The 25,481-nt window shown below is 67.7% G+C and carries 24 protein-coding genes, 3 pseudogenes and 1 riboswitch; of the genes and pseudogenes, 16 read left to right on the plus strand and 11 right to left on the minus strand.

Annotated elements, in window-relative coordinates:
- Window positions 1-17 precede the first annotated feature (17 nt).
- Entirely contained in the window at window positions 18-1,118 is a 1,101-nt protein-coding gene (locus tag RIV14_RS07330) for a BMP family lipoprotein (RefSeq protein ID WP_075372818.1), read from the minus strand.
- A gap of 641 nt (window positions 1,119-1,759) precedes the next feature.
- The gene (locus RIV14_RS07335) at window positions 1,760-3,004 is read right to left on the minus strand and encodes a mannose-1-phosphate guanylyltransferase (RefSeq protein WP_428978871.1); all 1,245 of its coding nucleotides are present in this window, start codon (window positions 3,002-3,004) and stop codon (window positions 1,760-1,762) included.
- Between the two features lie 165 nt (window positions 3,005-3,169).
- On the opposite strand from RIV14_RS07335, the gene RIV14_RS07340 reads away from it, so the two are divergent.
- Together RIV14_RS07340 and RIV14_RS07345 are read left to right on the plus strand one after the other, a co-directional pair.
- Window positions 3,170-3,619 (plus strand): helix-turn-helix domain-containing protein, encoded by a 450-nt coding sequence (locus tag RIV14_RS07340; protein ID WP_075372817.1) that lies wholly within the window; start codon window positions 3,170-3,172, stop codon window positions 3,617-3,619.
- Window positions 3,620-3,649: 30 nt separating this feature from the next.
- Entirely contained in the window at window positions 3,650-3,862 is a 213-nt protein-coding gene (locus RIV14_RS07345; protein ID WP_143224224.1) for a hypothetical protein, read from the plus strand.
- Here the strand turns inward: RIV14_RS07345 and RIV14_RS07350 are convergent.
- Window positions 3,849-4,277, minus strand: a pseudogene (locus RIV14_RS07350) (transposase family protein); the annotation flags it as partial. The gene RIV14_RS07345 and the pseudogene RIV14_RS07350 sit on opposite strands and share 14 nt — an antisense overlap.
- A 15-nt stretch (window positions 4,278-4,292) precedes the next feature.
- The gene (locus RIV14_RS07355) at window positions 4,293-4,646 is read right to left on the minus strand and encodes a transposase family protein (protein WP_309325071.1); all 354 of its coding nucleotides are present in this window, start codon (window positions 4,644-4,646) and stop codon (window positions 4,293-4,295) included.
- A gap of 264 nt (window positions 4,647-4,910) precedes the next feature.
- On the opposite strand from RIV14_RS07355, the pseudogene RIV14_RS13725 reads away from it, so the two are divergent.
- The 6 genes and pseudogenes from RIV14_RS13725 to RIV14_RS07375 all read left to right on the plus strand — a co-directional run.
- Window positions 4,911-5,090: pseudogene (locus tag RIV14_RS13725) on the plus strand (IS3-like element ISGmo1 family transposase); the annotation flags it as partial.
- An 18-nt stretch (window positions 5,091-5,108) separates the two neighbouring features.
- Window positions 5,109-5,393, plus strand: a pseudogene (locus tag RIV14_RS13730) (transposase); the annotation flags it as partial.
- Entirely contained in the window at window positions 5,374-5,622 is a 249-nt protein-coding gene (locus tag RIV14_RS07360; RefSeq protein ID WP_309325073.1) for an integrase core domain-containing protein, read from the plus strand. The pseudogene RIV14_RS13730 and the gene RIV14_RS07360, both read left to right, overlap by 20 nt.
- A 78-nt stretch (window positions 5,623-5,700) precedes the next feature.
- A complete protein-coding gene (locus RIV14_RS07365; protein WP_075373532.1) occupies window positions 5,701-6,600 on the plus strand; it encodes a carbohydrate kinase family protein in 900 nt (299 codons plus the stop codon).
- Between the two features lie 229 nt (window positions 6,601-6,829).
- Window positions 6,830-7,564 (plus strand): alpha-amylase family glycosyl hydrolase, encoded by a 735-nt coding sequence (locus tag RIV14_RS07370; RefSeq protein ID WP_178387923.1) that lies wholly within the window; start codon window positions 6,830-6,832, stop codon window positions 7,562-7,564.
- A gap of 339 nt (window positions 7,565-7,903) precedes the next feature.
- Window positions 7,904-8,257 (plus strand): hypothetical protein, encoded by a 354-nt coding sequence (locus RIV14_RS07375; RefSeq protein WP_075373529.1) that lies wholly within the window; start codon window positions 7,904-7,906, stop codon window positions 8,255-8,257.
- A 33-nt stretch (window positions 8,258-8,290) separates the two neighbouring features.
- Here the strand turns inward: RIV14_RS07375 and RIV14_RS07380 are convergent, their stop codons facing one another.
- Window positions 8,291-9,313, minus strand: a complete 1,023-nt coding sequence (locus RIV14_RS07380; RefSeq protein WP_075373528.1) for a YihY/virulence factor BrkB family protein — start codon at window positions 9,311-9,313, stop codon at window positions 8,291-8,293.
- The gene (locus tag RIV14_RS07385) at window positions 9,310-9,963 is read right to left on the minus strand and encodes a 2'-5' RNA ligase family protein (protein ID WP_075373527.1); all 654 of its coding nucleotides are present in this window, start codon (window positions 9,961-9,963) and stop codon (window positions 9,310-9,312) included. The genes RIV14_RS07380 and RIV14_RS07385 overlap by 4 nt, the downstream gene beginning before the upstream one ends.
- 312 nt (window positions 9,964-10,275) lie before the next feature.
- Here RIV14_RS07385 and RIV14_RS07390 point away from each other — a divergent pair, with 312 nt between their 5' ends.
- From RIV14_RS07390 to RIV14_RS07410, 5 genes are all read left to right on the plus strand, one after another.
- Window positions 10,276-11,073: a DeoR/GlpR family DNA-binding transcription regulator gene (locus RIV14_RS07390; RefSeq protein WP_075373526.1), complete on the plus strand. Its 798-nt coding sequence runs from the start codon at window positions 10,276-10,278 to the stop codon at window positions 11,071-11,073.
- Window positions 11,074-11,148: 75 nt separating this feature from the next.
- Window positions 11,149-12,426, plus strand: coding sequence for a galactokinase (gene galK, locus RIV14_RS07395; protein WP_309325076.1), 1,278 nt, complete (start codon window positions 11,149-11,151; stop codon window positions 12,424-12,426).
- Between the two features lie 182 nt (window positions 12,427-12,608).
- The gene (locus tag RIV14_RS07400; protein WP_075372202.1) at window positions 12,609-13,676 is read left to right on the plus strand and encodes a permuted SH3 domain-containing protein; all 1,068 of its coding nucleotides are present in this window, start codon (window positions 12,609-12,611) and stop codon (window positions 13,674-13,676) included.
- On the plus strand, window positions 13,673-14,461 hold the full coding sequence (locus RIV14_RS07405) for an ABC transporter ATP-binding protein (protein WP_075372146.1): 789 nt from the start codon (window positions 13,673-13,675) through the stop codon (window positions 14,459-14,461). Before RIV14_RS07400 ends, RIV14_RS07405 begins: the two co-directional genes overlap by 4 nt.
- Window positions 14,458-15,897 carry an ABC transporter permease gene (locus tag RIV14_RS07410; RefSeq protein WP_075372147.1) on the plus strand — a complete coding sequence of 480 codons (1,440 nt, stop codon included), beginning with the start codon at window positions 14,458-14,460 and terminating at the stop codon, window positions 15,895-15,897. Before RIV14_RS07405 ends, RIV14_RS07410 begins: the two co-directional genes overlap by 4 nt.
- Before the next feature lie 306 nt (window positions 15,898-16,203).
- Here RIV14_RS07410 and RIV14_RS07415 read toward each other — a convergent pair whose 3' ends face one another.
- Complete coding sequence (locus RIV14_RS07415; protein ID WP_075372148.1) at window positions 16,204-17,037, minus strand: exodeoxyribonuclease III; 834 nt, start codon at window positions 17,035-17,037, stop codon at window positions 16,204-16,206.
- A gap of 46 nt (window positions 17,038-17,083) precedes the next feature.
- On the opposite strand from RIV14_RS07415, the gene RIV14_RS07420 reads away from it, so the two are divergent.
- The gene (locus RIV14_RS07420; protein ID WP_075372149.1) at window positions 17,084-17,389 is read left to right on the plus strand and encodes an acylphosphatase; all 306 of its coding nucleotides are present in this window, start codon (window positions 17,084-17,086) and stop codon (window positions 17,387-17,389) included.
- 13 nt (window positions 17,390-17,402) lie between these two features.
- Window positions 17,403-17,624 carry a hypothetical protein gene (locus tag RIV14_RS07425; protein WP_075372150.1) on the plus strand — a complete coding sequence of 74 codons (222 nt, stop codon included), beginning with the start codon at window positions 17,403-17,405 and terminating at the stop codon, window positions 17,622-17,624.
- 93 nt (window positions 17,625-17,717) lie between these two features.
- On the opposite strand, the gene RIV14_RS07430 is transcribed toward RIV14_RS07425, so the two are convergent.
- Window positions 17,718-18,917 carry a choice-of-anchor L domain-containing protein gene (locus RIV14_RS07430; RefSeq protein ID WP_075372151.1) on the minus strand — a complete coding sequence of 400 codons (1,200 nt, stop codon included), beginning with the start codon at window positions 18,915-18,917 and terminating at the stop codon, window positions 17,718-17,720.
- A gap of 333 nt (window positions 18,918-19,250) precedes the next feature.
- On the opposite strand from RIV14_RS07430, the gene RIV14_RS07435 reads away from it, so the two are divergent.
- Entirely contained in the window at window positions 19,251-21,161 is a 1,911-nt protein-coding gene (locus tag RIV14_RS07435; protein ID WP_075372152.1) for a glycoside hydrolase family 68 protein, read from the plus strand.
- A 106-nt stretch (window positions 21,162-21,267) separates the two neighbouring features.
- Here RIV14_RS07435 and RIV14_RS07440 read toward each other — a convergent pair whose 3' ends face one another.
- From RIV14_RS07440 to glyA, 3 genes are read right to left on the minus strand one after another with little or no spacing between them, the layout of a single operon-like run.
- The gene (locus RIV14_RS07440) at window positions 21,268-23,010 is read right to left on the minus strand and encodes a glycoside hydrolase family 32 protein (protein ID WP_075372153.1); all 1,743 of its coding nucleotides are present in this window, start codon (window positions 23,008-23,010) and stop codon (window positions 21,268-21,270) included.
- Window positions 23,011-23,052: 42 nt separating this feature from the next.
- Entirely contained in the window at window positions 23,053-23,949 is an 897-nt protein-coding gene (locus RIV14_RS07445; protein WP_075372154.1) for a bifunctional methylenetetrahydrofolate dehydrogenase/methenyltetrahydrofolate cyclohydrolase, read from the minus strand.
- Window positions 23,946-25,256 (minus strand): serine hydroxymethyltransferase, encoded by a 1,311-nt coding sequence (gene glyA / locus RIV14_RS07450; RefSeq protein ID WP_075372155.1) that lies wholly within the window; start codon window positions 25,254-25,256, stop codon window positions 23,946-23,948. The genes RIV14_RS07445 and glyA overlap by 4 nt, the downstream gene beginning before the upstream one ends.
- 65 nt (window positions 25,257-25,321) lie before the next feature.
- A riboswitch (ZMP/ZTP riboswitch) is annotated at window positions 25,322-25,407 on the minus strand.
- Window positions 25,408-25,481 lie beyond the last annotated feature (74 nt).

Below are 25,481 nucleotides of genomic sequence, written 5' to 3' on the forward strand. Positions count from 1 at the left end.
CGGCCCCGGCCGGGCGTTCAGGAGGGGTCATAGGGGGTGGAGACGTCGAGGGTCCCGTCGATGATCTGGCCTCGCAGCTCCTCGAGCCTGGCCTTGACCGGCGCCGGTACCCGGGAGTCGAAGTCGTGGAAGGGTGCGGCGGCCACCCCGTTGTTCTTGAGGGTTCCGATGTAGGGCTCGGAGGAGAATCTCCCCTCGGAGGCGTTTTTGACGGTGTCGAAGACCGAGTTGCCGATCTCCTTGACCACGGAGGTCATGATGATGCTGCCGTCGCCGGTGGAGGTGTAGCCGTCGGAGTCGACCCAGATGACGGCGTTGGTGCCTCCGGCGTCGTTCTTCTGGCGCACGGAGGACAGCGTGCCCTGGCCGACGGGGCCGGCCACCGGCATGATGACGTCCGCGCCCTGGGAGATGAACTGCTCGGTGATGGCCTGGCCTTTGGCGGCGTCGGTGAAGTTGCCGACGAAGGAGCCGCCCTTGCCGGTGGTGGTGTCCCAGCCCTTGACCTGGACCTGGGCGCCGGTGTCCTGGTTGTAGCGGGCCACGCCTTTGGCGAAGCCGTCCATGAAGATCTGGACGGTGGGCAGGGGCTTGCCGCCGTAGGTGCCCACGACCCCGGTGCGGGAGGTGCCGGCGGCGGCGTATCCGGCCAGGTAGGCGGCCTCGGCCGTCTTGAACAGCAGCGGCTTGGTGTTGGGCAGGGTGGCGGGCTTTCCGTCGGCGCCGATGAAGGAGGCGTCGATGAGGGCGAACTGGATGTCGGGGTTGGCCTTGGCCGACTCGGTGAGGTCGGCGGCGATGTTGAAGCCGACGCCGATGACGAGCTTGCAGTTCTGCTGGATGAGCGCGTAGATGTTGGTGGCGTAGTCGGCCGAGCTTTCCGACTGCACGGCGATGGTCTTGACTCCCAGCTCCCTGCCGGCCCGGTCCAGGCCCTTCTTGCCGGACTCGTTGAAGGAGTGGTCGTCGAATCCGCCCTCATCGGAGAGCATGCAGGCGGTGAAGTCCTTGGCGCCCTCCAGGTTGCGGGTGGGCCGCTGCGTCGGCGGCGTCCCGCAGGCGGCCAGGACCAGGGCCACGGCCGCGACGAGTGTCATCGCGGAGCAGGCCTTCTTCATGGAAACCTCCGTGGTTCTCACGTGCGACGGGGGACACATTCGAGTGTTAAGGATAGGTGAAAACCTCTCATTATCACACCACCTGTTCCACCCAGATGATCTCGTGATCGTCGTGGTTTCGACGAGGGGCTCGGCGCCGGAGGACTGTCTTCTTCCGGCGTCGGGCCCCTCAAAGGGTCGGCCGGCCGGCCCCGATTGCCGCTGCGTGCCTCGCCGACAGGGGCCGGCGAGGCTGCTCGCAGCAGCTCGGGTGGCGTCCGGCGTCGTCTGGTTGCAATGCACGAGGCCCGGGTGCTGCTGGAGGAGGGATGGGGGTACTCCAGGTAGGTAGGGCCTTCGTGCAGTACGCACAACCCATGACCAGTAGATCCCGACCCTCGTGGAGTAGGGCGGCTCTGAGAAGGCCCGGGCCCGAGCCGACGTCGGACCACGACCTCCTGGCCCCGAGCAGGCGCCAAGCCGGGGCCAGTGGAGTCGGACCTGGGGTGAGGGTGTCGGGCTGCGCCGCTAGAACCCTGCTGAGTCGATGTTCAAGGCGCCCCACCATCACCTTCGGGGTAACCAGCCCTATCCCGGAATCGCGAGCGCGTGAGTGTCTCAGAAGTCGAGGGGACAAGACGGCTCCTAGCGCAGTGGTTCAGCTAGAGCAGGTCCTCTCGGCCGGCCGCCTTGAGGGCGTCGACGACGCCCTTGACGTCCTGGGCGCGCTCAGGGGTGGTGACCAGGAGCGCGTCGGGAGTGTCGACGACGACGGTGCCCGGCACCCCCAGGAGCACGACCGTGCGTCCGCAGGTGGAGGCGACGAGGGCGCCGTCGGAGTCGAGGGCCCGGATCTCTGCGCGAGGGGCAACGGGGGCGGCGTCGTCGGCAGAGCCGTCGGTGTCGTTGGTGTCGTCGAGGACGCCGGCCCCGGTGGCCGGCCCCTCGGTGCGCGGCGGAACGAGGTCGGTCAGGGCGTCGAAGCCGCCGACGTCGTTCCAGCCCATGGAGACCGGCACGGTGGCCACTCCCCCGGCGGCGGCCACCGGCTCGGCGATGGCGTGGTCGATGGCGATCTTCTCCAGGGCGGGCCAGCGCTCAGCGAGAACCTCCTCGCGCTCGGGGGCGTCCCAGGCGGCGGCGATGGCCTCGATGCCCTGGGCCAGCTGGGGCCTGAGCTCGGCGAGGTGGTCCAGGAGGACGCCGGCGCGGACCACGAACATGCCTGCGTTCCAGCGGTAGTCGCCGGTGGCCAGGTAGGCGGCGGCGGTGTCGGCGTCGGGCTTCTCGGTGAAGCCCAGGACCCGGCGTCCGTCGGGGGCTCCGGGCACGTCGGTGGGGTCGCCGGCGTGGATGTAGCCGAAGGCGGTCGAGGGGCCGGTGGCCTCGATCCCGATGGTGACCACCCATCCCTGCTCGGCCAGGCGGGCGGCCTGGCGGACGGCGTCGGCGAAGGCGGCACGGTCGGCAACGGTGTGGTCGGCGGCGAAGGATCCGATGACGGCGTCTCGCCCGTGGCGGTGGGCGATGACGGCGGCGGCCAGGCCGATGGCCGCCATGGAGTCGCGCGGGGAGGGCTCGGCCAGGAGGTTGTCGCGCGGGACGTCTGGGAGCTGGTCGGCGACGGCGGCGATGTGGGCGACGCCGGTGACGACCGTCGTGGTGGCGGTCAGGGGGGCCAGGCGCTCGACGGTGTCCTGCAGGAGGCTGCGGCCGGCCCCGGTGAGGTCGAGGAGGAACTTGGGGCGCCTGCGTCGGCTGAGCGGCCACAGCCGGGTGCCCGCGCCTCCGGCGGGGATGATGGCGTGAATGGCCGGCGCTGAGCCGTCGCAGGGTGTCGAGCCGCTGGGATGTGCGACCCGAGTGGAGCCGCCGGGGTTGCCAGGGTTGCCAGGAGTGTCAGTCACCGGGACAGGCTATCGCCCTGGTTGGTACTTCGAGCTCCGGCAGAACCAGGCCGCTCTTCTGACAACCATCAGCACCCACCCCACAGCACTACTTTCACATATAAGTGAACATGCGTTACGTTGTAGACGCTCAGAAAGGACCGCACGCCACGAAAGGAGCAGGCGATGACGGCCACCACCCTTGCACGCACCACCGAGCGGATCACCATCCCCTCACGGACCGCACATGACGCACGAGTCGCGTCAGCCCGACGTGAAGCCACCTTCATCCTGCGATCCGCAGACGGACACGACACCCCCCTCCCCTCATCACTGCAAGACATGCTCTTCCACACCCTGAGAATCATCGGCGAGGGCGGCTCCGTCAGTATCGGACAGATGCCGGAGGAGCTGACGAGTACAGTCGCAGCCAACCTCCTGGGCGTCTCACGCCCCACCCTTCTGCGGTGGAGCCGCGAAGGCAAGATCGATTCCTTTAAAGTAGGTGCACACACACGCTTCCACCTCACAGAAGTCATGAAGCTACGCGATCAGCGAGAGTCCGAGCGTCGCAAGAGGTGCGAGGAGCTGCGCGCTCTCGACGCCGAAGGCGACTTCGAGTTCTTCAACGACTGAAACACCCCGCCCCAGATACGCTTCAACCTCATGAAGAAGCAAATAGTATTTGTGGACGCAAATATCCTCTTCAGCAAAACCCTCATGGACTGGCTTTTCTTTCTGCACGAAGAGAATCCAGGGATGTTCCAGCTCATCAGCACTCAAGACGTTTTCAGTGAAGTGCTTTACAACATGCGCAGAAACAATCCTCGCGCACCAGGAATAAGGATATCCAGGCGTCTTGAACTCATGAAGGAATGAGGCTTATTCGTGGGGTGTATGTGAATATGAGTCCGAGGGTGGCTGTGATGGTTTCTGGGAAGGTTTCTAGTGGTCTTCTGTAGCCGGTGTGCAGGACTCTCCATGTTTTGATGTTGGCGATGACTTGCTCGATTTTGTAGCGGATCTGGTTGACGGTTTTGTTGTAGGTCTTGTCGTCTGGGTGGAGCGGCAGGTGTGGGGGTTTTCTTTTCGAGGTGATCATGCCCAGTCCGATGTACCCCTTGTCGCCGATATGGCGTGGTGGTGAGACTCCGTCTGGTAGGTCGGTGGCGGGTGCGTCGAGCAGGCCGCAGCGGCGCAGGGTCTTGGCGTCGTGCGTGCATCCGTCCTGGGGGTCGGAGACCCAGGCCAGGGTCCCTGACAGGGTGCAGGCGACCTGGACGTTCAGCCCTGTGGTCTTGTGCTTGCCTTAAGTCAAGCTCGGGTGGTCTTTCCAGGACCAGCACTGAAGTAGGGTGCCGTCGATGATCAGCTGGGCCGTGGGGTCCAGGTCCTCCACCGTAGGCACGTGCTCCTGAAGAGCCCGGGCGATCAGGGGCGTGTAGGCGGCGATGACGCGGGAGGCGGTGGCCTGCCAGACGCAGTAGACCTCGGCGAGCAGCTCCTGGGGCAGGTTGTGGCGCAGGTAGGTCAGGGTCAGGCGTACACACAGGAACAGCCCCAGCGCCCTCGCCCCGAACACCGGCAGGGGGCCGGAAGCGTGAATGGCCTCGCACAGGTCCAGGACATCATCGCGAGTGATCCTCGTGCTACTATTCGTCATGGCGGTTTGCTTCTTGGTTGAGCTGGCTTAGTCACCAAAGATTCTCTCAAGAGCAAGCCGCCACCCTATCTAACGACACACACCCCCTTTTAAACACCCTAAACACCCCTATGAATAAGCCTCAATGTGCCGGTGGTCCAGGGCATCAAAATCAGGGTACTACTCCTAGCGCGACCGGCCCCAGTCACAGACGGCCATTCGGAGGGAGGAGCTGGACATGATGATTAAGGACATTTTTGAGCACTCCGATGGCCCTACGGGTACCGGCGAATCCAGGTGATCCTGGAGCAGCGCGGTGTACGGGCCGGCGGTTCCACGATCCGCGCCATCATGCGTAACCTGGGGCTACAGGCCGCCGGGCCGCGGGCAAAGATCCGAACTACCGTGCCGGCCCAGGACCTGGACGAGCGGCCCGACCTGCTCCGGCGGGACTCCCGCCGCTGACGAACCTGGACGTAAGTGGTGCGGGGACATTCCCCCGCAAGCGGGAGGTGCCCCTCCTATGTCAGGACGTGGACCGGATTCGTTTATCTTGCGACAGTTCTGGACTGCTGCACCAAGAAGGTGGTGGGTTACGCGATGGCCGACCACATGCACACCTCCCTGGTGTGCCAGGCCATTGACATGGCGGTCAGGAGATGCCCGGTCGAGGAGGGTGTGACGATCTTTCACTCCGACAGAGGGAACCAATACACGTCCCAGAAGTTCCTGGACCACCTCAACTCCTATGGCATTCTCCCGTCAGTGGGGCGTACGGGGGTGTGCTGGGACAACGCTTGGGCTTCAGTCGTTCAACGCCACGCTCAAGAACGAGAGAGTCCACCGAATGGTGTATCCCACGAAGGACAAGGCGATCAAGGACATTGCCTCATGGATCGAGCTGAGATACAATCGTACTCGTCTTCACTCAGCTCTAGGGTATCGCACCCCGAACGAGGCCGAAAGCGATTTCCTGGACCTGAAGAAGTCAGCCTGAAACACAAACAAGCGCTGTCCGAAAAACACCCAGCAGTCCAGTGTGGGCTGAACTCACGTGAAGGAAAATGGAGAGAAAATGACTCAGACAGATGTTCTGGTGGTAGGCGGCGTGGGAGTCGATCACATCGTCCGAGTGAAATCCTTGCCCCTCCCTGTTGTGGATTCCATGATGGTTCCGCCCATCGTGACCGTCGTGGGTCACACGGGTAACGGCGTGGCCCTCGGTGTCCACACGCTTGGCCGCGCCTCCGCCATGGCGGACGTGATCGGAGATGACGCTGAAGGTCGGCTCATCCAGGACGCTTACTCAGCTGCTGGGATCCCGATAACATTCGTCACACACATCAGCGGCACGCGACGCTCGGTGAATTTGGTGACCGAGGAAGGACAGCGCATGTCCCTGTACGATCCACGACATCCGTTCGATTTCATTCCCGATTCGTCGCTGTGGCGCGAGGGCATCGAGAGGTCCCGTCACGTGCACGTCTCAATCATGAACTGGGCGAGGTACGCCTTGCGGGACGCTGTTGCCGCAGGTCGGTCGACGTCAACCGACCTACATGACTGGGATGGTGTTGCCGACTATCATAAAGACTTTGCCTACGGTGCCGACTACGTCTTTGTGTCAGCCGCGGCGCTAAGGGACGAGTCCGGCGTGGTCGCAGACGTTTTCTCCCGAGGGCGCGCCCAGTTCGTGGTGGTGATGGCCGGGAGCGAGGGGGCCCGTGTGTGGCGACGGTCGGACGAGTTGCCACTGCGGATCAGCCCGATCTCTATTCCCGGTCGTCCGGTCGTGGATAGCAACGGGGCTGGCGACAGTTTTGTGGCGGCTTTTCTGTGCCACTACTTGGACCACGACGATATCTTCGAGGCCGCCCGCGCGGGCGCGGTGGGTGGCGCCTGGGCGTGTGGGACCCTCGGGACACACACGAGTTTTGTCGACGTTGAGACGCTAGAGCGGCTTCTGGCTCGGTGACGGTGTGGTCCAGATGTCCCAGGACGACGTCGGATACTGGACCGCCGAGCTTCCGCTTGGCACAGACTATCGCTTGCTTGTCGATGAACAACTTTTGCTTCCTGATCCCGGTGCTCGGTAGTTCCCCACCGGATATGCGGGTCCAGCAAGGGCCTTCGATCCCGCCGCGTTTCCCTGGACCGACGAGAAGTGGGGAGGCGTTAAGATTCCGGGTAGTATGCTCTATGAAATGCACATCGGACTGTTCACCCCGGAGGGGACGTTTGAAGCGGCCGCCACGCGCTTGGAGCATCTGAGGAGCCTCGGGGTGACTGCTGTGGAGATTATGCCAGTTGGAGTTTCGCCGGAGAGGGGCGGTTGGGGTTACGACAGCGTTCTGCCTGAGACAGTGAGATCGGAGTTCGGCGGACCTATGGGACTTCAACGTTTCGTCAATGCTTGCCACGCTGTGGGGCTGGGAGTCGTCCTGGATGTCGTATACAACCACCTCGGCCCTCAGGGCGCTCCCCATAAGTACCTGGCACCGTATTTTCACACGGAGGCGAAGACGCCATGGGGTAAATCAGTGAACTTCAACCAGCCAGGACATGAGCAGGTGCGAATGGTAATGGCTGAATCGGCTCGTCGTTGGTTGGCCGATTTTCACCTAGACGGATTGCGTCTTGACACTGTGCAACACCTCAGCACCGATGGATTTCGGTCGGTGACGGAGGACATTCGGAACGCTGTCGACAGGTTGGGGCGGAAAACTTGGAAGCGGTGGTTGATCATTGAGTTGTCACCCCAGAGCGCGCTGGCCACGAAGCCCATTGATGAGGGTGGCTTCGGCGTTGACATGTGCTGGGACTCCTGGATCGGCGGGCACCTTCGCGACCTCGCTGAAGCGGGAGGCGATGGTGGGAGGCGACGCGCGGCTCTTCGGAACCTCATACAGCATCATCGGGATGCGTATCCCGAGCGTTGAGTCAGTGCGTACCTGAGTCATGACATTCTGGGAAACACTGCCACGGGTGAGCAGCCGACGGTGCGTGTTGACCAGGGCCTGACGCTAGCCATAATGGCCCTTCACCTCACCATGCCGTGCACTCGGATGCTGTTCATGAGTGAGGAATGGGCTGCCACCAGTCCATTCCCGTACTTAGTTGGTTACGATGACCGGGTACTGTTGGACGCAATCAGGGCTGGTCGGGCGGCCGAGTTGACAGACAAGGGGTGTAAGGAGGCTTATTCACAGCACCCGTCAAAGGCGCTCTGACCTGCGCAGATGCTGGAGTCGGCTAGCCCTGTGAATAAGCCTCAATGCATGGACAGCGTCGTGAGCGACTTTCCAGGCGGGCTAGACTTTTCAAACGACTACCACGCACATGCGGCAGCCACCTCTCAGAACGCGGACTTTATCCTCGCGCAGGACCGCCCTTCCGATTTCACCTCGAGCCCAGACAATGAAGTATACGAGATCATTAACCCTGATGACTTCTTCACGCTCGTAGCCGACTCCAACCCTACCTGCCTCCTCCCTATCGTGAAAATACAGCTGGAGTACTGGCAGGGACATCCAAACCGACAACAACTAGACGACGCTCTCGTTCATGCTCGATGCCCCGTATTCTCGGGGCGCGTCAATGAAGTTCTGCGCCAACTCGCCAGGCTGCCGTAACCATCTCACCCACGAAGAAACCCAGTCAACTCCTCACGGGATCGGCACCGGGGGGACGTAGTCGGGGTGCGCCGTCGGGTCCGCCTCGAGGCTGCCGGTGATGGACTGGCGGGGCCAGGTCAGGGTCTCGGGCACGGAGAGCGTCACGTAGTTGGGACGCTCGTGGGCGTGGACCTCGTCGGGGTGGTCGACGTCGCGGGGCAGCGGCGGGTTGGCCATCCAGGCCGCCACGAGCAGTACGACGCGGCTGGTCAGGTGCAGCCACAGGATGAGGACGGCGATGGCGGCGAAGGAGGCCAGCAGCGGGTTGCGCGTCACCGAGCCGACCGCCCCGGTTCCCACCTGGCGCAGCACACCCAGAGCGAAGGCGCCCAGCATGCAGCCCTGCACCAGGTCGCGTCGGGGAGGGCGGATGCCGCACATGGTGATGAGCAGCGCCAGGACACCGGTGTCGATGAGGAAGGAGAGCAGGAGCGTCGTCACCCACGCCCCGGTTCCGGTCAACGACTGCGGCAGCCCCAGGGTCCGACCGACACTGCCCGACAGCGTCGTCGTCACCACCGAGGCGACGGCGGTCACCAGCACTCCGGCCACGATGACGAGGAACCCCGCGATATTCGCCAGCTGCCCGATCACCGGCCTCATGACGGGATTGACCAGCCCGAACATGGCCCGCAGGGCGATCTTGAGAGTGCCCATGAGGCTGATGACGGAGTAGATGAAGGCCCCGGCCGCCAGCACTGATCCCAGGTTGAGCGCCGAGGAGAGCGTCAGCTGCTTGACCGAGACCAGCCCCTTGCCGTCGCCGGTGTCGATGACACCGGGCAGCAGAGAGTTGATGGAGTCCACGACGGCAGCCCGAATGGTGGGGTGCTGACCGAGCATCGCCATGAGCATGCTCACGCCGATGGCGAGCACGGCGAAGACCGAGAACATGCCGGTGTAGGCGATCCCTCCGGCCATGAGTGCGCCGCGCGCCGTGCCGTAACGGACCAGGGCCCGGCCCACCCGTGTGCGCCGCCCGGCGGCCAGCAACGCCTTGACGCGTTCGATCACACCGAGACCACCGGAGTCGTCGGGACCACCGGAGCCTGACTACCAGCGGGGGCGCCGGAGGCGAGGGAGCCGCCGAAGGCGAAGGAGGCCACCACGTCCCAGCCCTCCTCCGAAGCCGAGCACCGGCTGCCACTGTGGTCGGCGGGCCGGCCGCGATGGCGGTAGAGATGAAGCTCGGTGACGGTGAAGTCCATGGTCAGGCCCGCGCCCTTCCTCGCCGCGGTGTCGAGGCCGTCCTCGGCGACCTCGTGAGCCAGAGTCACGTGCGGGTGGAAAGGGAAGCTGAGTGAACGGGCCAGGGGTCCCCGACGGTCGCGCACCCGCGCCTGAAGACGGTCGCACTCCTCGGCACCACTGCGCAGACCGAGGTAGACCACGGGGCTGACGGGCCGGAAGGTACCGACCTCATCCAGACGCACCTCGAAGGGACTCGTCCCAGCAGCCACGTCGCGCAGGTGCCGCATGACCTCCTCGAAGGAGTCGACGTCGACGGCCGTGGGCGGCAGCAGCGTGATGTGAGGCGGCACGACCTCGGCGAGAGGATCCCCGGCGGCCTCCCGCACCGCTCGCACCTGGGCGGCGTAGTGGGAGGGCAGGGCGATGGCCACACCGATGACGCACTGGTGCGCGTCTGGTGCGGGGATCTGCATGACTCCTGGGCTCCTACGGGATGACTGGCTGGTCGGGTTGATGTGAGTTCTTGCGTCCGGAGAACGCATGACCACGAGGGTGACTCGAACACATTACCGTGTCACGCCCCTGTTATCCCAGCCGGGCGAGCGGCACGAGCGGGATAAGTGTGCCATGACCGACCGAACGGGTGGAACAGCGGCGCTCCTTTCGCTGTGCGACTCTGTGCGGGAACGTGCGAACATGTCGTTTTCGGCGCCGAGGTCTGGCAGACTGGCCTCATGCAACCCGGCCTGTCAGCCTCCACCGTCGGATCGCCCCGCCCGGCCCCAATGCTCGCTCGTCAGCGCCAGGAGCACATCCTGGAGCGGGTCGCGGCCACCGGCGGGGTCCGGGTGGCCGACATCGTCGAGGAGCTGGGGATCTCCGAGATGACCGTGCGCCGCGACATCACCGAGCTCGTCACCCAGGGCCTGGTCGAGCGCGTCCACGGCGGGGCGGTGGCGGCCGGCCCCACCACCCTCGAGCCGCGGTTCACCGCCAAGTCGACCCTCAACCTGGAGGCCAAGCGCCGCATCGGCCAGGCCGCGGCCGCCATGGTCCGCCCCGGGGACTCCCTGGCGCTGTCGGCCGGGACCACCACATTGGCACTCGCCCAAGCCCTGACCGAGCTGGAGTACTTCCCCACCCTGACCGTCATCACGAACTCGCTGCCCGCCGCGCAGGTTCTCTTCGACGCCGCCGACGCCGCCCGCGCCGAGAACCGCGACGCCCCCACGGTGGTCATCACCGGCGGTGAGCGCACGCCGTCGAACGCCCTGGTGGGGCTGGTGGCGGTCGACGCGCTGCGCACGATGCGCGTGGAGTGGGTCTTCCTGGGCGCCCACGGCTTCACTCCCGAGGCCGGGCTCATGACCCCCAACCTGCAGGAGGCCTCCGCCAACCAGGCGCTGGTCGCCGCCGGGCGCACGGTGGTGGCCACGCTGGACTCCTCCAAGTGGGGAGTGCTGGGGCTGCGCTCCTTCTGCGCCACCCGGGACATCGGGGTCCTGGTGACCGAGACCGAGCCCGACGCCGAGAGCGTCGACGCCCTGCAACAGGCCGGCACCCGCCTGACCATCGCCACCTGACACCTCCCCCACCGACCCCGCCTCTTCCACAGCCTGTCCGCTCACTCACCCAACAACCCGTCACAGGAGACCACGATGACCAACGATGCTCCCGTCTTCGCCCCTGCACTGAGCCCCAAGGAGGGCGCCGAGGCCGCCACCGCCCTGTTCCGCGAGGTCTTCGAGGCCGAGCCCGACGGGGTCTGGTACGCCCCCGGGCGCGTCAACATCATTGGCGAGCACACCGACTACAACGGCGGCCTGGCCCTGCCCATCGCCCTGCCCCACCGGGCGCACCTGGCGCTACGGCGCCGCGAGGACCGCGTCGTGCGCCTGGTCTCCCCCCAGACCCGGGAGAAGGTCGACGTCTTGGACCTCGACACGATCGGCCCGAAGGGCACCCCCGGGGAGGTGGCGCACTGGGCCTCCTACATCGCCGGCGTCGCCTGGTCCCTGGAGCGCGACGGCTTTGAGAACCTGCCCGGCTTCGACGCCGCCCTCGTCTCCTGCGTGCCCCTGGGAGGTGGGCTGTCCTCCTCGGCGGCCCTGGAGTGCTCGGCGGCCGTCGCCATTGACGAGGTCGCGCACCTGGGCCTGGCCGGGACTGCGCAGGAGCCCGACGACGCCGGGCGCGCCCGCCTGGTGGCCAACTGCGTGCGCACGGAGAACGAGATGGCCGGGGCCCCCACCGGCGGCATGGACCAGTCGGCCTCCCTGCGCTGCCGCGAGGGCCACGCCCTGGAGCTGGACTGCCGCGACGGCTCGGTGACCCACGTGCCCTTCGACCTGGCCGCCGAGGGCCTGGCCCTTCTGGTCATCGACACCAAGGCCAAGCACTCCCTGGACGACGGCCAGTACGGGGCCAGGCGAGCCGCCTGCGAGCGCGCCGCCGAGATCCTCGGGGTGGAGCTCCTGGCGGACATCGCGATCGAGGACCTGCCCGGCGCCCTGGAGCAGCTCTCGGCCACCGACGGCGATGACGCCGATGAGCTGGTCAAGCGCACCCGCCACGTCGTCACCGAGATCGACCGCACCCGCCGGCTCGTGGCGCTCCTGCAGGACGGGCGCCCCCTGCGCGGAGAGAAGCTCGCCGAGGCGGGCAGGCTCATGGACGCCTCGCACGAGTCACTGCGCGTGGACTACGAGTGCACCTGCCCCGAACTGGACGTGGCCGTGGAGGCGGCCCGCGCCGCCGGCGCCCACGGGGCGCGCATGACCGGAGGCGGGTTCGGCGGCTCGGCGATCGCCCTGGTGGACGCCGACGCCGTCCACGACGTGGCCGCCGTCGTGGCCGACGCCTACCGACGTGAGGGCTTCAACCCGCCGGCCTTCCTCGATGCGGTTCCCGCCGCCCCGGCCGGGCGGCTCGCCTGAGCCGCCCGGCGCACCGCTGAGCCTCCGCACCTGATGGCGATCAGCCCTCTCCAACCTTGGTTGGAGAGGGCTTTCAGCGTTCCTCCTTCAGGATGAGGTCAGGCAACTACCCCTGCCATAGTCTCTGTGTGTATTAATCAGGATCCCGGTCTTTCTTCCCGGTGCTGATTCCGTTGCCTTCCATGGAGGACGCCGTGAAGCGCTTCGTCTGGCCCGCCCTCAAGACCCTCATCGCGGTGGTCGTCGCCGTCGCCCTGGTGAAGATCGCCTTCTTCCCCTCGCAGAGCGACGGCACCACCGCTGACATCTCTCCCGGTTACGCCGCTGATGTCAAGACCGCCACCGTGACCAAGGGCAGCATCGCCAACAAGGTTGAGGTCAAGGGGCATATCGTCCAGGACGCCACGGTCGAGGTCCAGGCCGATCTGGCCGGCGTGGTGGACTCCGTCGTCGTGGAGAAGGACAGCCAGGTCAGTGCCGGCGACCCGCTGCTCTACATCAAGCACTCCGAGTCCCAGCCTCCGGTGACCAAGACCGATGAGAGTGGCAACGTCACCCAGACCCCGACCGAGGACAAGGTGACCTGGTCCACGATCTACGCCCCCGTCAGCGGCACCGTGAACCCCAAGGTCATCAAGCAGCAGGAGACCGGCGTCGGCGTCGTCGTGGCCACCATCACCCCCTCGACCTACTCGGCCACCGGCACCGTCAGCGCCGCGCAGCAGTACCGGCTCACCAACGCCCCCACTGCCGCGACCCTGACCCTGGAAGGAGGCCCGGCGCCCTTCCAGTGCAACAACCTCAAGGTCGGCACCAAGGCCTCCACCTCCACGACCACCGGAGGGGACGGCTCGACGACGACCACCTCCGGCGACGGCACCAGCGTGGAGATGCGCTGCGCGGTTCCCGGCGACCAGAAGGTCTTCGCCGGCATGCCGGTGACCATCAGCGTTGACGCGGGCAGCGCCTCAGACGCACTGATGGTTCCGGTCACCGCCGTGGAGGGCAAGGTCGGCTCGGGCTTCGTGTGGCTGGTACCCGAGTCCGGGGACACCTCCAAGGCGGTCAAGACCGCTGTGAAGCTGGGGATCACGGACGGTACGAACATCCAGATCACCGCCGGCCTCAAGGCCGACCAGCAGGTCCTGCAGTTCGTCCCCAACAAGGACACGCGCCGCACCGGGACGCCGGACACCTGCGAGCCGGACAACTCCGCCTGCTACGACTCCGAAGGCAAGGAGATCCTGTGAGCGGGCTGCTGGAGCTGCGGGAGATCACCCGCACCTTCACCGTTCCCGACTCCGAGCCCCTGCAGATCCTCACGGGAGTCAACCTGAGCGTCTCCCCCGGTGAGCACGTGGCCATCGTGGGACGCTCGGGAACGGGTAAGTCCACCCTGCTCAACATCCTGGGCCTCATCGACAAGCCGACGTCGGGCCGCTACACGCTCTCCGGTACCGACACCTCCCGGCTCGGGGAGAGCCGCCGCGCCCACCTGCGGGGGCAGACCTTCGGCTTCGTCTTCCAGTCCTTCAACCTCATCCCGGGGCTGACCACCACCGAGAACGTGGCCGCCCCGCTCCTGTACGACACCGGCAGAGCCTTCTGGACCCGCAGCGCGCGGGCCGCGGAGCTGCTGGAGGCCGTGGGCCTGGGAGACAAGGTGGGCTCGCCCATCTCACGCCTGTCGGGAGGCGAGCAGCAGCGGGTGGCTATCGCCAGGGCGCTGTCCCGGCGCCCCAGCGTCATCCTGGCCGACGAGCCCACCGGCGCCCTCGACGTCGATACCGGCAACTCGGTCATGACACTCCTGGAGCGCCAGTGCGCCGACAACGGCGCCGCCCTCATCATCATCACGCACGACCTGGCTGTGGCCGGCCGCGCCCACACCCAGTACCGGCTCGACCACGGCACCCTCACCCCGATCTCCGTCACGCGCCGCAAGGCCGGCAGCCTGGAGGAGTTCGGTGAGGTCGTCGCCCCTCCAACATCCCCCTACCCGTCTGCGCCCACCAGCCACGAAGGAACCTCATGAACGGCATTCTCACCGGATTCTTCGGCGCCATCGTCGAGGCCTGGGCCCAGCTGCGCATCGGCAAGCTGAGGGTCCTGCTGTCCCTGGTGGGCGTGGCGGCGGCGGTGGCGGCCATGACCTTCGTCATCGCCCTGGGGCAGGTCTCCGTCGATGCCATCAACAAGGTCAGCGAGAAGTACACCGGCCGCCCGGGCACGGTGACGATCAACGTCAGCCCCACCGGCAAGGGCCTGGACCAGGCCCTCCAGGCCGACGACGCACCCGAGTCGAGCACCAGCGGAGACTCAAGCAGCGGCAACGGTGCGGGCGGCGCAGGCGGTGCGAACGGCGCAAGTGGTGCGAATGGCGCAAGTGGTGCCGGTGGTGTAGGCGGTGCAGGTGGCGCGGGCGGAGGCTCCACGACCAGCGCTGCGACCGCGGCGAAGATCTCGGGGGCGATGAACAGCTTCGTCGAGCGCTACGACGTCAAGTCCTGGGCGACGACCTACACCTCCAACGTCCGATTCTCCTTCCCCGACGGCGCTCGGAGCGTGCCCACCCAGACCGTGAGCCTGAGCTACGGGCTCCTGCACCACAAGACCATCTCCCAGGGGCGCTGGTTCACTGCCCAGGACGAGGACGACCTCTCCCCGAGCATGGTCGTCACCCGGGGCTTTCTCGACGCCATGGGGATCCAGCAGCTCACCGAGCCGGTCACCGTCACCTCCTTCTCCCCGGTGCAGACCTCCTTCACGATCGTCGGCGTGCTGGAGGCGGAGGACCTCTCCCTCATCGGCTGCAGCGGCGACCCCGAGCGGGACAAGGACCTGCCGTGTACCCAGCCCGTGACCGCCTTCGCTCTCAACACGCCCTATGAGCGCTGGCTGCCCAAGGACGCCGCCCGTCCCGCCCCCACCCTAGAGATCTGGGCCGGTCAGGACGGTGCGAAGGAGGTCGCCAGCCTGGCCAAGAAGGACCTGGACGCGCGCTTCGGTCAGGGCTCGACCCAGGCCGAGGACAACCTCCAGGGCGGTAGCTTCACCTCCAGCGCGAACACCTTCACCCAGGTGGTCACGGCCGCCGGCGTGTTCGTCATGCTGCTAGGGGCCCTGAGCCTGGTCAACATCTCGCTGGTGACCGTGCGTCAACGCATCCACGAGATCGGGGTGCGGCGCTCCTTCGGGGCGACGAGCCGACGCATCTTCTTCTCCATCATGCTGGAGTCGGTGGTGGCCACCGTGGTCGCCGGCGTCGTCGGCATCGGGATCGCGATCGTGGGAATGCGTGTCACGCCACTGGGCACCTTCCTGGACATCCCGGTGACCACGACCCCGCCCTTCCCCATGGTGGCCGCCGTCATCGGCCTCATCGCGGCCACCGCCGTGGGCGCACTGGCGGGCATCATCCCGGCGATCGTGGCCACCCGCATCCGGCCGATCGACGCGATCCGCTACTGAGAGGCCGTCGGGGTCGGGCAGACCGCACGCGAAAGTCCTCGCCCGCCCCGCCGGCAGCGGCTGGCGCGCACAGCTGTCAGTAGAACGGATCGAGAACTGCGTTGTCCGACCAGAACGTACTTCTCCCCCAAACGGTGATGGTGGCACCCCAGTCATGTGTAGGACAGCGCAGTCCCCGGTCGATAGGTAAGTCCCCGATGAGGGTGGGCGGGCCGGCGGGCAGCGAGCCTGAGCCGAACCGGCGTGCGAGCCCCCGGCCAGCGTCGTGTCGGCCCCTCTCGCCGAGGCAGGTTCTCAGCGGCGTCCTCAGAGGTACTCGACGACGAGCGGGGCGTGGTCGGACCAGCGCGAGGCGTAGTCCGGCGCCCGGTCCACAGTGACGCTGTGGGCCCGCTCGGCCAGGGCGGGGGTGAGGACCTGGTAGTCGATCCGCCAGCCGGCGTTGTTGTCGAAGGCCTTGCCGCGCTGGGACCACCACGTGTAGGGCCCCTGCTCCTCGTCCCCCACGAGGTGGCGCGAGGCGTCCACCCAGCCGGAGGCGAACCAGCCCTCCAGGTGGGCGATCTCCTCGTCCATGACGCCGGCGATCTTGTTGTGGTTGGGCTTCCAGTTCTTGATGTCGCGCTCGGAGCGCACCACGTTGAGGTCCCCGGCCATGACGACCTGGGAGCCGCCGTCGCGGGCGGCGGCCAGGAGCTCGGCCATGCGAGCGTCAACGAGCTCGAGGTGGGCGTACTTCTGGTCCATCTTCTCGGTGCCCAGCTGGCCGGAGTGCAGGTAGGCGGAGATGACAGTGAGCCGCTCGATGCCGTCGAAGCCGGTGAGGCTCAGGTCGGCCTCGAGCCAGCGGCCGGAGTCGACGTCGGGCTCCTCGGTGCCGGGGGCGGCCACGCCGTAGCGCAGCTCGCCGAGGGTAGCGGGGCCGCCGTCGCGCACGGCGACGCCCACGCCCGCACGCCCCTTGATGCGGCAGGGCCAGATGGCGGTCTCGTAGCCGGGCAGGAGGTCGACGGCGATCTGCTCGTCGGCCCGGACCTCCTGGAGCAGGAGGATGTCGGGGGCTGAGGCGGTGAGCCACTCCCCCATGCCCTTGCGGGCGGCGGCCCGGATGCCATTGACGTTGACGGTGGCGATACGCATGGCGGCAAGCCTACGTGCTCGGCCCTGGGCCTGAGACGATAGAGCCATGAGCGACGCCGGTTTGAGTGCCAGCACTGTGAGAACCGTTCACGTCCTGGTCCAGGGCACGGTCCAGGGGGTGGGCTTCCGCTACCACTGCGCCTACACCGCCCAGGAGCTGGGGGTGGTGGGGCGGGTCCGTAACCTGCCCGACGGCGACGTCGAGGTCATGGCCCAGGGTGAGCCGGAGGCCGTGGGCCGGCTGATCGCGTGGCTGCGGCACGGCCCCAGGTGGGCCTCGGTGCGCCGGCTCACCGTGACCGACCTGCGTGCCGGCTGCTTGGATGAGCGCAGGTTCGAGATCACCGGGTGAGAGGATCGGGGCCATGAGTCCCGACGACGTCCGCAAACCGCGCAGTGCACGGCGAGTCGGTGTGTGGATGGCGGTCATCGTCATCGCCGCCGTCCTGCCCGTCCTGGCTCAGACCTCGCTGCTGTCCCGCATCAGCACCCTGTTGTGGCTGGCCTCCATGCCGCTGTGCATCCTGGGCTGCGCGATGCTGGCCAAGGAGCTGACGGCACGTCGCGCCTCCAGGCAGGAGGACTGAGCGCCCAACAGCAGTGAGCCGCAGACACAGACGACGGGGTGGATGAGGAGAGCCTCATCCACCCCGTCAGCCGTCTGCTGGCCGCAGCCTCTGTCAGCCGGCCTCAGAGCCGGTCAGGCGACGACGACGCAGCATGAGCGCCACACCGCCGCCGGCCAGGAGCAGCAGGGCGATGCCTCCCAGGAAAAGCGCCTGGGTTCCGGTCAGGGGCAGACCGGCCACAGTCTTCTTGGGGCTCGCGGTGGGCGAGGCGGCGCTGTAGTCGGTCACGCCCGGCTTGCCCTGACCGGGCGGAGGGGTGGAGTCCTTGCCGTTGTTCGAACCGTTCCCGTTGGAACCCTTGCCGTTGCCGGGGATGTCACAGGTGCCGGCCTTGGCGTTGCAGGGGTCGGTGATCGGCTTGTCGGTGAAGCCCAGTCCCTGGGTGCGCAGGAGAACCGTGGAGTCGAGCTGACCGTCCTGGGCGTCGGCGATGGCCACACGCACGTGAACCTTCTGCCCCGGCGTGACGGAGGCCTGGCAGGGCAGGGCGGAGGTGTAGCCGTTGAACTCCACGGGGATCTGCCCCGGCGTGTGGCCTGAGACGTTGGCCGTGTAGTAGGCGGCGTTCGAGGACTCGTTGATCGAGGCGGCGCTCACGGCCGTCTGGGTGCCGGGGACGTGGGCGCACTCGGTGCCGTTGACCTGGATGCTCAGCGGGTCCTTGTATCCGCGCGACTGCCAGGAGGCAGGGGTGCCCTCGGTGGCGCCGGCGTACTCCTCGGAGCCGAGGCTGTAGTAGAGGACGATGTTGGAGCTAGTGGCGGTGACGTCGAACTCCAGGACGGCCTCGTCATAGACGTCGGTGCCGGCCACCTTGGCCAGTCCCGCCGGGTCCTCGACGACGCCGAAGTCACCGGTGGTGTCCAGGGCGTCGTTGGGTCCCAGGACCGCGGAGCGGGTGATGTCGGTGTCGGAGTCGGCGGTGGGATCGGGGTCGATGAGGGAGCCGGTGGACAGGGCGACGCCCTCGGTGATGGCGTTGCCGTCACCGGGCAGGCCCTTGACGGTGCCGATCTGGACGTCCTTGCCGGAGACGGATGCGTTGGAGACTGTCGCCTTCGGACCGGCGATCATCTGAGCCAGGGACTGGGCGCTCACCGTGGAGGTGTCACGCAGGGAGGTGGTGGACTGCCCCGCCGTATTCGGCGCTGTAGCGGCCACCGCCGGGCTGGCCGCACTCAGGGCGAGCGCAGCCAGGAAAGCGATTGTTGATGCGGATAACCGTCGCAGACGGATGGGAAGAGTATTCACAGGATCTCCGTTAGACACGGGGCCGCCCGGCAGCGGACGACCACCTGAACCGACAGGCTGGGAGACCAGACAGCTCACGGAGAACGCGTTCAAGACTAACCGGACGATAACACTTTGGCCTGTGGTTTATGTCACCAAAGTTCCGAATACCTCAAGAAACCCTGGGAATGCTGGGCCTACGTCTTTGGTGGCAGTGTCCTGATATTGACAGAGCGGTCCAAAGGCCTGTCCCTCCACCTCCAGGTTCTCCTAAGGTTGGGCCTGGGAGATCACGAACATCGGCTCACGGCGCACTGACACCCTCATCCCTCATGAGTAAGGACAGTACGGACAATGACCGTGACACACACTTCGTTCCGCGCCCGTCGCAGACGACTGGCCGTGGCGCTGACGCTTGGGCTCCTGGTGGCCGGGTCCGGCACCACCGCGCTCGCCGATGAGGCGCCCTCCCCCAGCGCCTCCCCTTCCGCTACCGCTACCGCCGAGGCCTCGCCCGAGGCGGGAGCGGCCCAGAAGAACGACCAGGCCCCTGCCGGCCAGGCGCAGGCGAGCCAGAGCCCAACTGAGCAGGGCCAGGCGGGTCAGAGCGACCAGCAGGCCGCTGGTGGGGCCGCCGCCCAGGACGCGAAGGGCTTCAAGGCCGACAACCCCGGCTGGGCCAACGCCACCAAGCACACCGGTGCGGCGCACGGGGTCGAGGAGAACTACACCGCCAAGTGGACCCGCGCTGACGCCATGCAGATCCAGCGGGTCTCCAACCCCAATGCGCCGTCGGGCACCAACTCGATGCCCGAGCAGCTCACGATGCCGGAGATCTCCAACGGCTTCCCGGCCACGAGCGATGACGTGTGGGTGTGGGACACCTGGACGCTGACCGATGAGGCCGCCCACCAGATCTCCTACAACGGCTGGGAGATCGCCTTCTCCCTGGTGGCCGACCGGCACGCCGGCTACACCTTCGATGACCGCCACACCCACGCGCGCCTGGGCTTCTTCTACCGCAAGGCCGGTACGCAGACCTCCTCGGCCGACGGCGCCAGCAGCTCCAACGGCGGCTGGATCTACGGTGGGCACGTCTTCCCCGACGGCGCCTCCGGCTCGATCTTCGAGGACCAGAGCTTCACGGCCCAGACCGAGTGGTCCGGTTCGGCCCGCCTCATGGAGGGCAACAAGATCCGCATGTTCTACACCTCGGTGGCCTTCTACAACACCGCCACCGGCGGCAGTGGCGACAAGGGCTACGTTCAGGAAGGCAACAACACGGCCTCCAAGCCCTACGACCCGCGGATCGTGCAGTCCGAAGGACGCATCTACGCTGACGAGAACGGCGTGTGGCTCACCGGTTTCCGCACCCAGCACCAGCTGCTCGTCCCGGACGGCAAGTACTACCAGACCCGCGAGCAGAACCCGGGCGTGAACTTCCGTGACCCCTTCACCTTCCGTGACCAGAACAACCCCTCGGACCCCACCGAGTACATGGTCTTCGAGGGCAACTCGGCCTTCGTCCGTGAGCAGCAGTACGTCGACGCCGCGGCCAAGGCCGGGCAGAACACCACTCTGGCCACCTGCACCGCGGAGGATCTGGGCTACGAGCAGGGCGACCCCAAGGCGGAGACGGTCGAGGCGGTCAACCAGCGCGGCGGCCGCTACCAGCTGGCTAACGTGGGTCTGGCCCGGGCCAAGAACAAGGCGATGACCCAGTGGGAGTACCTGCCTCCGCTGCTGAGCGGCAACTGCGTCAACGACCAGACCGAGCGGCCACAGATCTACTTCCAGGACGGCAAGTACTACCTGTTCACGATCTCGCACCGGGAGACCTATGCCGACGGGCTCCAGGGCCCCGAAGGCGTCTACGGTTTCGTGGGCGACGGGCTGCGAAGCGACTACAAGCCGCTCAACCAGAACACGGGTATTGCGCTGGGCAACCCCATTAACCTCAACTTCAACCCGGGTAAGCCCTACTCACCGGACTTCAACCAGAGCCCGTACACCTTCCAGTCCTACTCGCACTACGTCATGCCCGGTGGCCTGGTGGAGTCCTTCATCGACTCCATCGGCGGCAACAAGGACGGCAACCCGGTGCGTGGAGGCTCGCTGGCCCCGACGGTGAAGCTCACCATCTCCGGGGACACCACCTCGGTGGACCGCACCTACGGCACCAACGGCTTGGGGGGCTTCGCGGACATCCCCTCGGACCGGGCCCGCTCCAACGGCGGTGACACCCGCCCGCAGCGGCTGAAGTAGGCGCCGCTCTCAGGGCATCACTGCTCGCGCAGGAGGCGGGGCCGTCGGAACACCTGTTCCGACGGCCCCGCCGTCATCATCCGTCGTCGAGCGTCCTGCAGCGCGCCTACAGGGCTGCGGCCAGTGGGGTGAGGCTGCCCGACGTGATGGTGGCCGTGCCCTTGGCGCCCAGGACGATCTCCTGGCAGGAGGGGACGGTGAAGACCAGGAGGCTGCCGACTGTGGCGCCGTCGTCGACGAAGACCTCGAGGCTGGAGCGGTCCAGGTAGAGGTGCAGACGCACTGCGGAGCCGGTGGGGTGGTACTGCGTCTGGCGGCGCAGGGCGAAGTCGGTGGTGGCCCCCTCGTCCTTGCCGTCGACCTGCGTGAGCCCGCCGTCGGTGCGGTCCAGGTAGAGGGTGCCGGTCGAGATGTCGACGCCGACGCGCACCTCCTGGGTCTTGCCGTCGACCGTGCCGCGGGCCAGTCCCAGCCAGGCCTCGGAGGCATGGGAGACGTCCAGGGTCAGGTCGATCTCGACCGTGCGGCCCGAGCCCAGAACCGTCACCGTGTCGGTGGCCTGACGGCCGGAGAGGTCGGTGGCCCGCCCGCGCAGGGCGTCGAGCTCGGGGACGGGTGTCTGCACGAGGGTGCGCTTGCCGCCGATGGTGGTCAGGGACAGCTCGCGCGGGATGCTCATCTCGCCGCGCCAGTCCCCGGTGGGCAGGGAGTAGGGGTAGTTCCAGTTGCCCAGCCAGGCCATCCACACGCGGCGGCCCTCGACGTGCTCGAAGCTCTGGGCGGCGTAGAAGTCCTGGCCGATGTCGGTGAAGCGGGTGTCGCGGTCCTCGGGGAAGAAGACGGAGCCGTCGAAGTCGCCGATGAAGTACTGGGCGGTGGAGCCGGCCGTCTCCTCGTTGGCGCCCACTGAGAGGGTCATGACCCAGCGGGTGCGCCCGTCGCTGGAGTCGGTCAGGGGGAAGAGGTCGGGGCACTCCCACACGGCGGCGTGCGAGCCGATGCCCTGGCCGAAGTCGCTGGCGTGGCTCCAGGCCTTGAGATCGGTGGAGCGCAGCAGGGAGACGTGGTCCCCGGCGGAGACGATCATGATCCAGGCCTTGGAGTCCTCGTGCCAGAAGACCTTGGGGTCGCGGAAGTCCTTGCGCCCGTCGTTGGGGATGACGGGGTTGCCGGAGAAGCGCTGCCAGCTCCTCCCCTGGTCGGTGGAGTAGGCCAGGGACTGGGCCTCTCCGCCCTCGGTGGAGGTGTAGACGGCGACCATGCCGCCGCCGGTGACCAGACCGGAGGTGTTGGCTCCGTCGACGACGCAGCTGCCGGACATGGCCAGGCCCTGCGCGTCGTGCTTCAGGGCCGTCCCCTGTCGCTTCCAGTGCACCATGTCCGGGCTGATCGCGTGGCCCCAGGTGCCGTCCTGCTGGTGGAAGAGGTGGTACTCGCCCTCGTAGAGGACCAGGCCGTTGGGGTCGGCGAGATTCCCCGTGGCGGGGCTGTAGTGGTAGGTGGGGCGGTAGGCGGCCGAGGCCGGCGAGTCGGTGGCCGTGGGCGTCGGCGAGCTCCGGCGCCCCGTGGTGCAGCGCACCAGGACGGCTCCGCCCACGATGAGGGCGCCGGCGCCGGCCGCGCCGAGGATGAGGGTCCGACGTCGCAGGCCGGTCCTGTGCGGCTGCGAGTCCTGGGAACCGGTCGCGTCCGGCGAGGACGACACCGGCGCCGTGTCCCCAGGGGCCGGAGGACATGCCTCCGGCTGAGTCGGCTCAGGTTCCAAGGAGCTCGTGGAGCCTGCCGACTCAGCCGGATGGGTGGGGTGGTCAGGATGGGAGGGGTGGGCGCCGTGGGACTCGTCCGTCATGGCCTCAAGGTTAAACGGCCGGTCAGGCGAGGGCGGCGCCTCTCAGAGCGAGCGCTCCGCGGTCTCGACCACGTTGGCCAGCAGCAGGGCGCGGGTCATGGGCCCCACGCCGCCGGGGTTGGGCGAGAGCCAGGAGGCCACCTCGTCGACGCCGTCGGCGACGTCACCGGCGATGCGGCCCTTGCCGGTGACGGGGTCGACGACGCGCGAGACGCCCACGTCCAGGACGACGGCGCCGGGGGCGACCATCTCCGGGGTGATGATGCCGGAGCTGCCGGCCGCCGAGATGACGACGTCGGCCCGGCGCACGTGCTCGGCCAGGTCCGTAGTGCCGGTGTGGCAGATGTCCACGGTGGCGTTGACGTCCTTGCGGCCCAGGAGCAGGCCGATGGAGCGGCCCACCGTGACCCCGCGCCCGACGACGCACACGTTGCGGCCGGCCAGGTCGATGCCGTGGCGCTCCATGAGCTCGATGCAGCCGCGCGGCGTGCAGGGCAGGGGCGAGTCGATGGGCCCCGAGGCCCGCAGCACCAGGCGCCCCAGGTTGGTGGGGTGCAGGCCGTCGGCGTCCTTGTCCGGGTCGACGCGCTCCAGGATCGCGTTGGTGTCCACGCCCGCCGGCAGCGGGAGCTGGACGATGTAGCCGGTGCAGGCGGGGTCCGCGTTAAGGCGGTCGACGGCAGCGGCCACCTCCGCCTGGGTGGCGGTGGCCGGCAGGTCCTCACGGATGGAGAGGATGCCGACCTCGGCGCAGTCGGCGTGCTTGCCGGCGACGTACTTGACGCTGCCGGGGTCCTCCCCCACCAGGACCGTGCCCAGGCCGGGGGTGACTCCGCGCTCGCGCAGCGCCGCGACGCGTTCCTTGAGCTCGGCCTTGAGGGCGGCGGCCGTGGCCTTGCCGTCCAGGACCTGGGCCGCCCCGCTCCAGGGTGCCCTCACTGGTCCAGCCCCGGGTAGAGGGGGAAGGCGTCGGTCAGGGCGCGCACGCGGCCGCGCAAGGTCGCCAGGGTCTCGTCGTCGGCGGTGCCGGCGGCGCCGTGGACGAGGGTGGCGGCGATGATGTCGGCGACCTCGGTGAACTCGGCGTCACCGAAGCCGCGGGTGGCCAGGGCGGGGGTGCCGATGCGCAGGCCGGAGGTGACGCGCGGAGGACGCGGGTCGAAGGGGACGGCGTTGCGGTTGACCGTGATGCCGGCGGTGTGCAGGAGGTCCTCGGCCTGCTGGCCGTCCAGGGAGGAGTCGCGCAGGTCCACCAGCACCAGGTGGACATCGGTGCCACCGGTGACCAGGCTGACACCTGCTGCCTTAACGTCGTCGGCCCCCAGGCGCTCGGCGATGATGGCGGCGCCGCGCACGGTGCGCTCCTGGCGCTCGCGGAACTCCTCGGTGCCGGCGATCTTCATGGCCACGGCCTTGGCGGCGATGACGTGCATGAGGGGGCCGCCCTGCTGGCCGGGGAAGACGGCGGAGTTGAGCTTCTTGCCCCACTGCTCGGCGCGGCTGGACAGGAGCATGCCGGAGCGGGGGCCGCCCAGGGTCTTGTGGACGGTGGTGGACACGACGTCGGCGTGCGGGACGGGGTTGGGGTGCAGGCCGGCGGCGACAAGCCCGGCGAAGTGGGCCATGTCCACCCACAGGGTGGCGCCGACCTCGTCGGCGATGGAGCGGAAGGCGGCGAAGTCGAGGTGGCGGGGGTAGGCGGACCAGCCGGCGATGATGACCGTGGGGCGCTCGCGCAGGGCGGCCTCGCGCACCTGGTCCATCTCGATGCGCATGGTGGTCTCGTCCACGCCGTAGGCGGTGGCGTTGTAGTTCTTGCCGGAGAAGTTGATCTTCATGCCGTGGGTGAGGTGGCCGCCGTGAGCCAGGGACAGGCCCAGGAGGGTGTCGCCGGGGGTGGCCAGGGCGTGGAGGACGGCGGCGTTGGCCTGGGCCCCGGAGTGGGGCTGGACGTTGGCCCACTCGGCGTCGAAGACGGCCTTGGCGCGCTCGATGGCCAGGGACTCGGCGACGTCGACGACCTCGCAGCCGCCGTAGTAGCGGCGCCCCGGGTAGCCTTCCGCGTACTTGTTGGTCAGGACCGAGCCCTGACACTCCAGGACGGCCCGGGGAACGAAGTTCTCCGAGGCGATCATCTCCAGGGTCTCGCGCTGGCGGGCGAGCTCACCGGTGAGGACCTCGGCGATGTCCGGGTCGAGCTCGGCCAGCGGCTGGTTCAGGGACGGGGTGACGGCTTGCGCGGTCATGTCTCTCCTCAGGTGTGGGGCGCACGCTGCGCCGTGGCAGGCGGCTGTGCGCGCACTGGTGGGCGATCCGTGGCCCAGGCGGGCGACCCCGGAGTCGTGTTCGTGCCGCTCCCCGGTGGTGATCCACCCGGCGCCAGTCGCGACGGGGACACCCTACCGCGCCGGGGCGCAGCCACGCCGCCCCTACCGCCCAGTGCTGCCCAGTGCCGCCCTGCGCCGCCTTGG

It is taken from the genome of Actinomyces acetigenes (assembly GCF_031296635.1).
In the GTDB taxonomy this organism is placed as follows: Bacteria; Actinomycetota; Actinomycetes; order Actinomycetales; family Actinomycetaceae; genus Actinomyces; species Actinomyces acetigenes.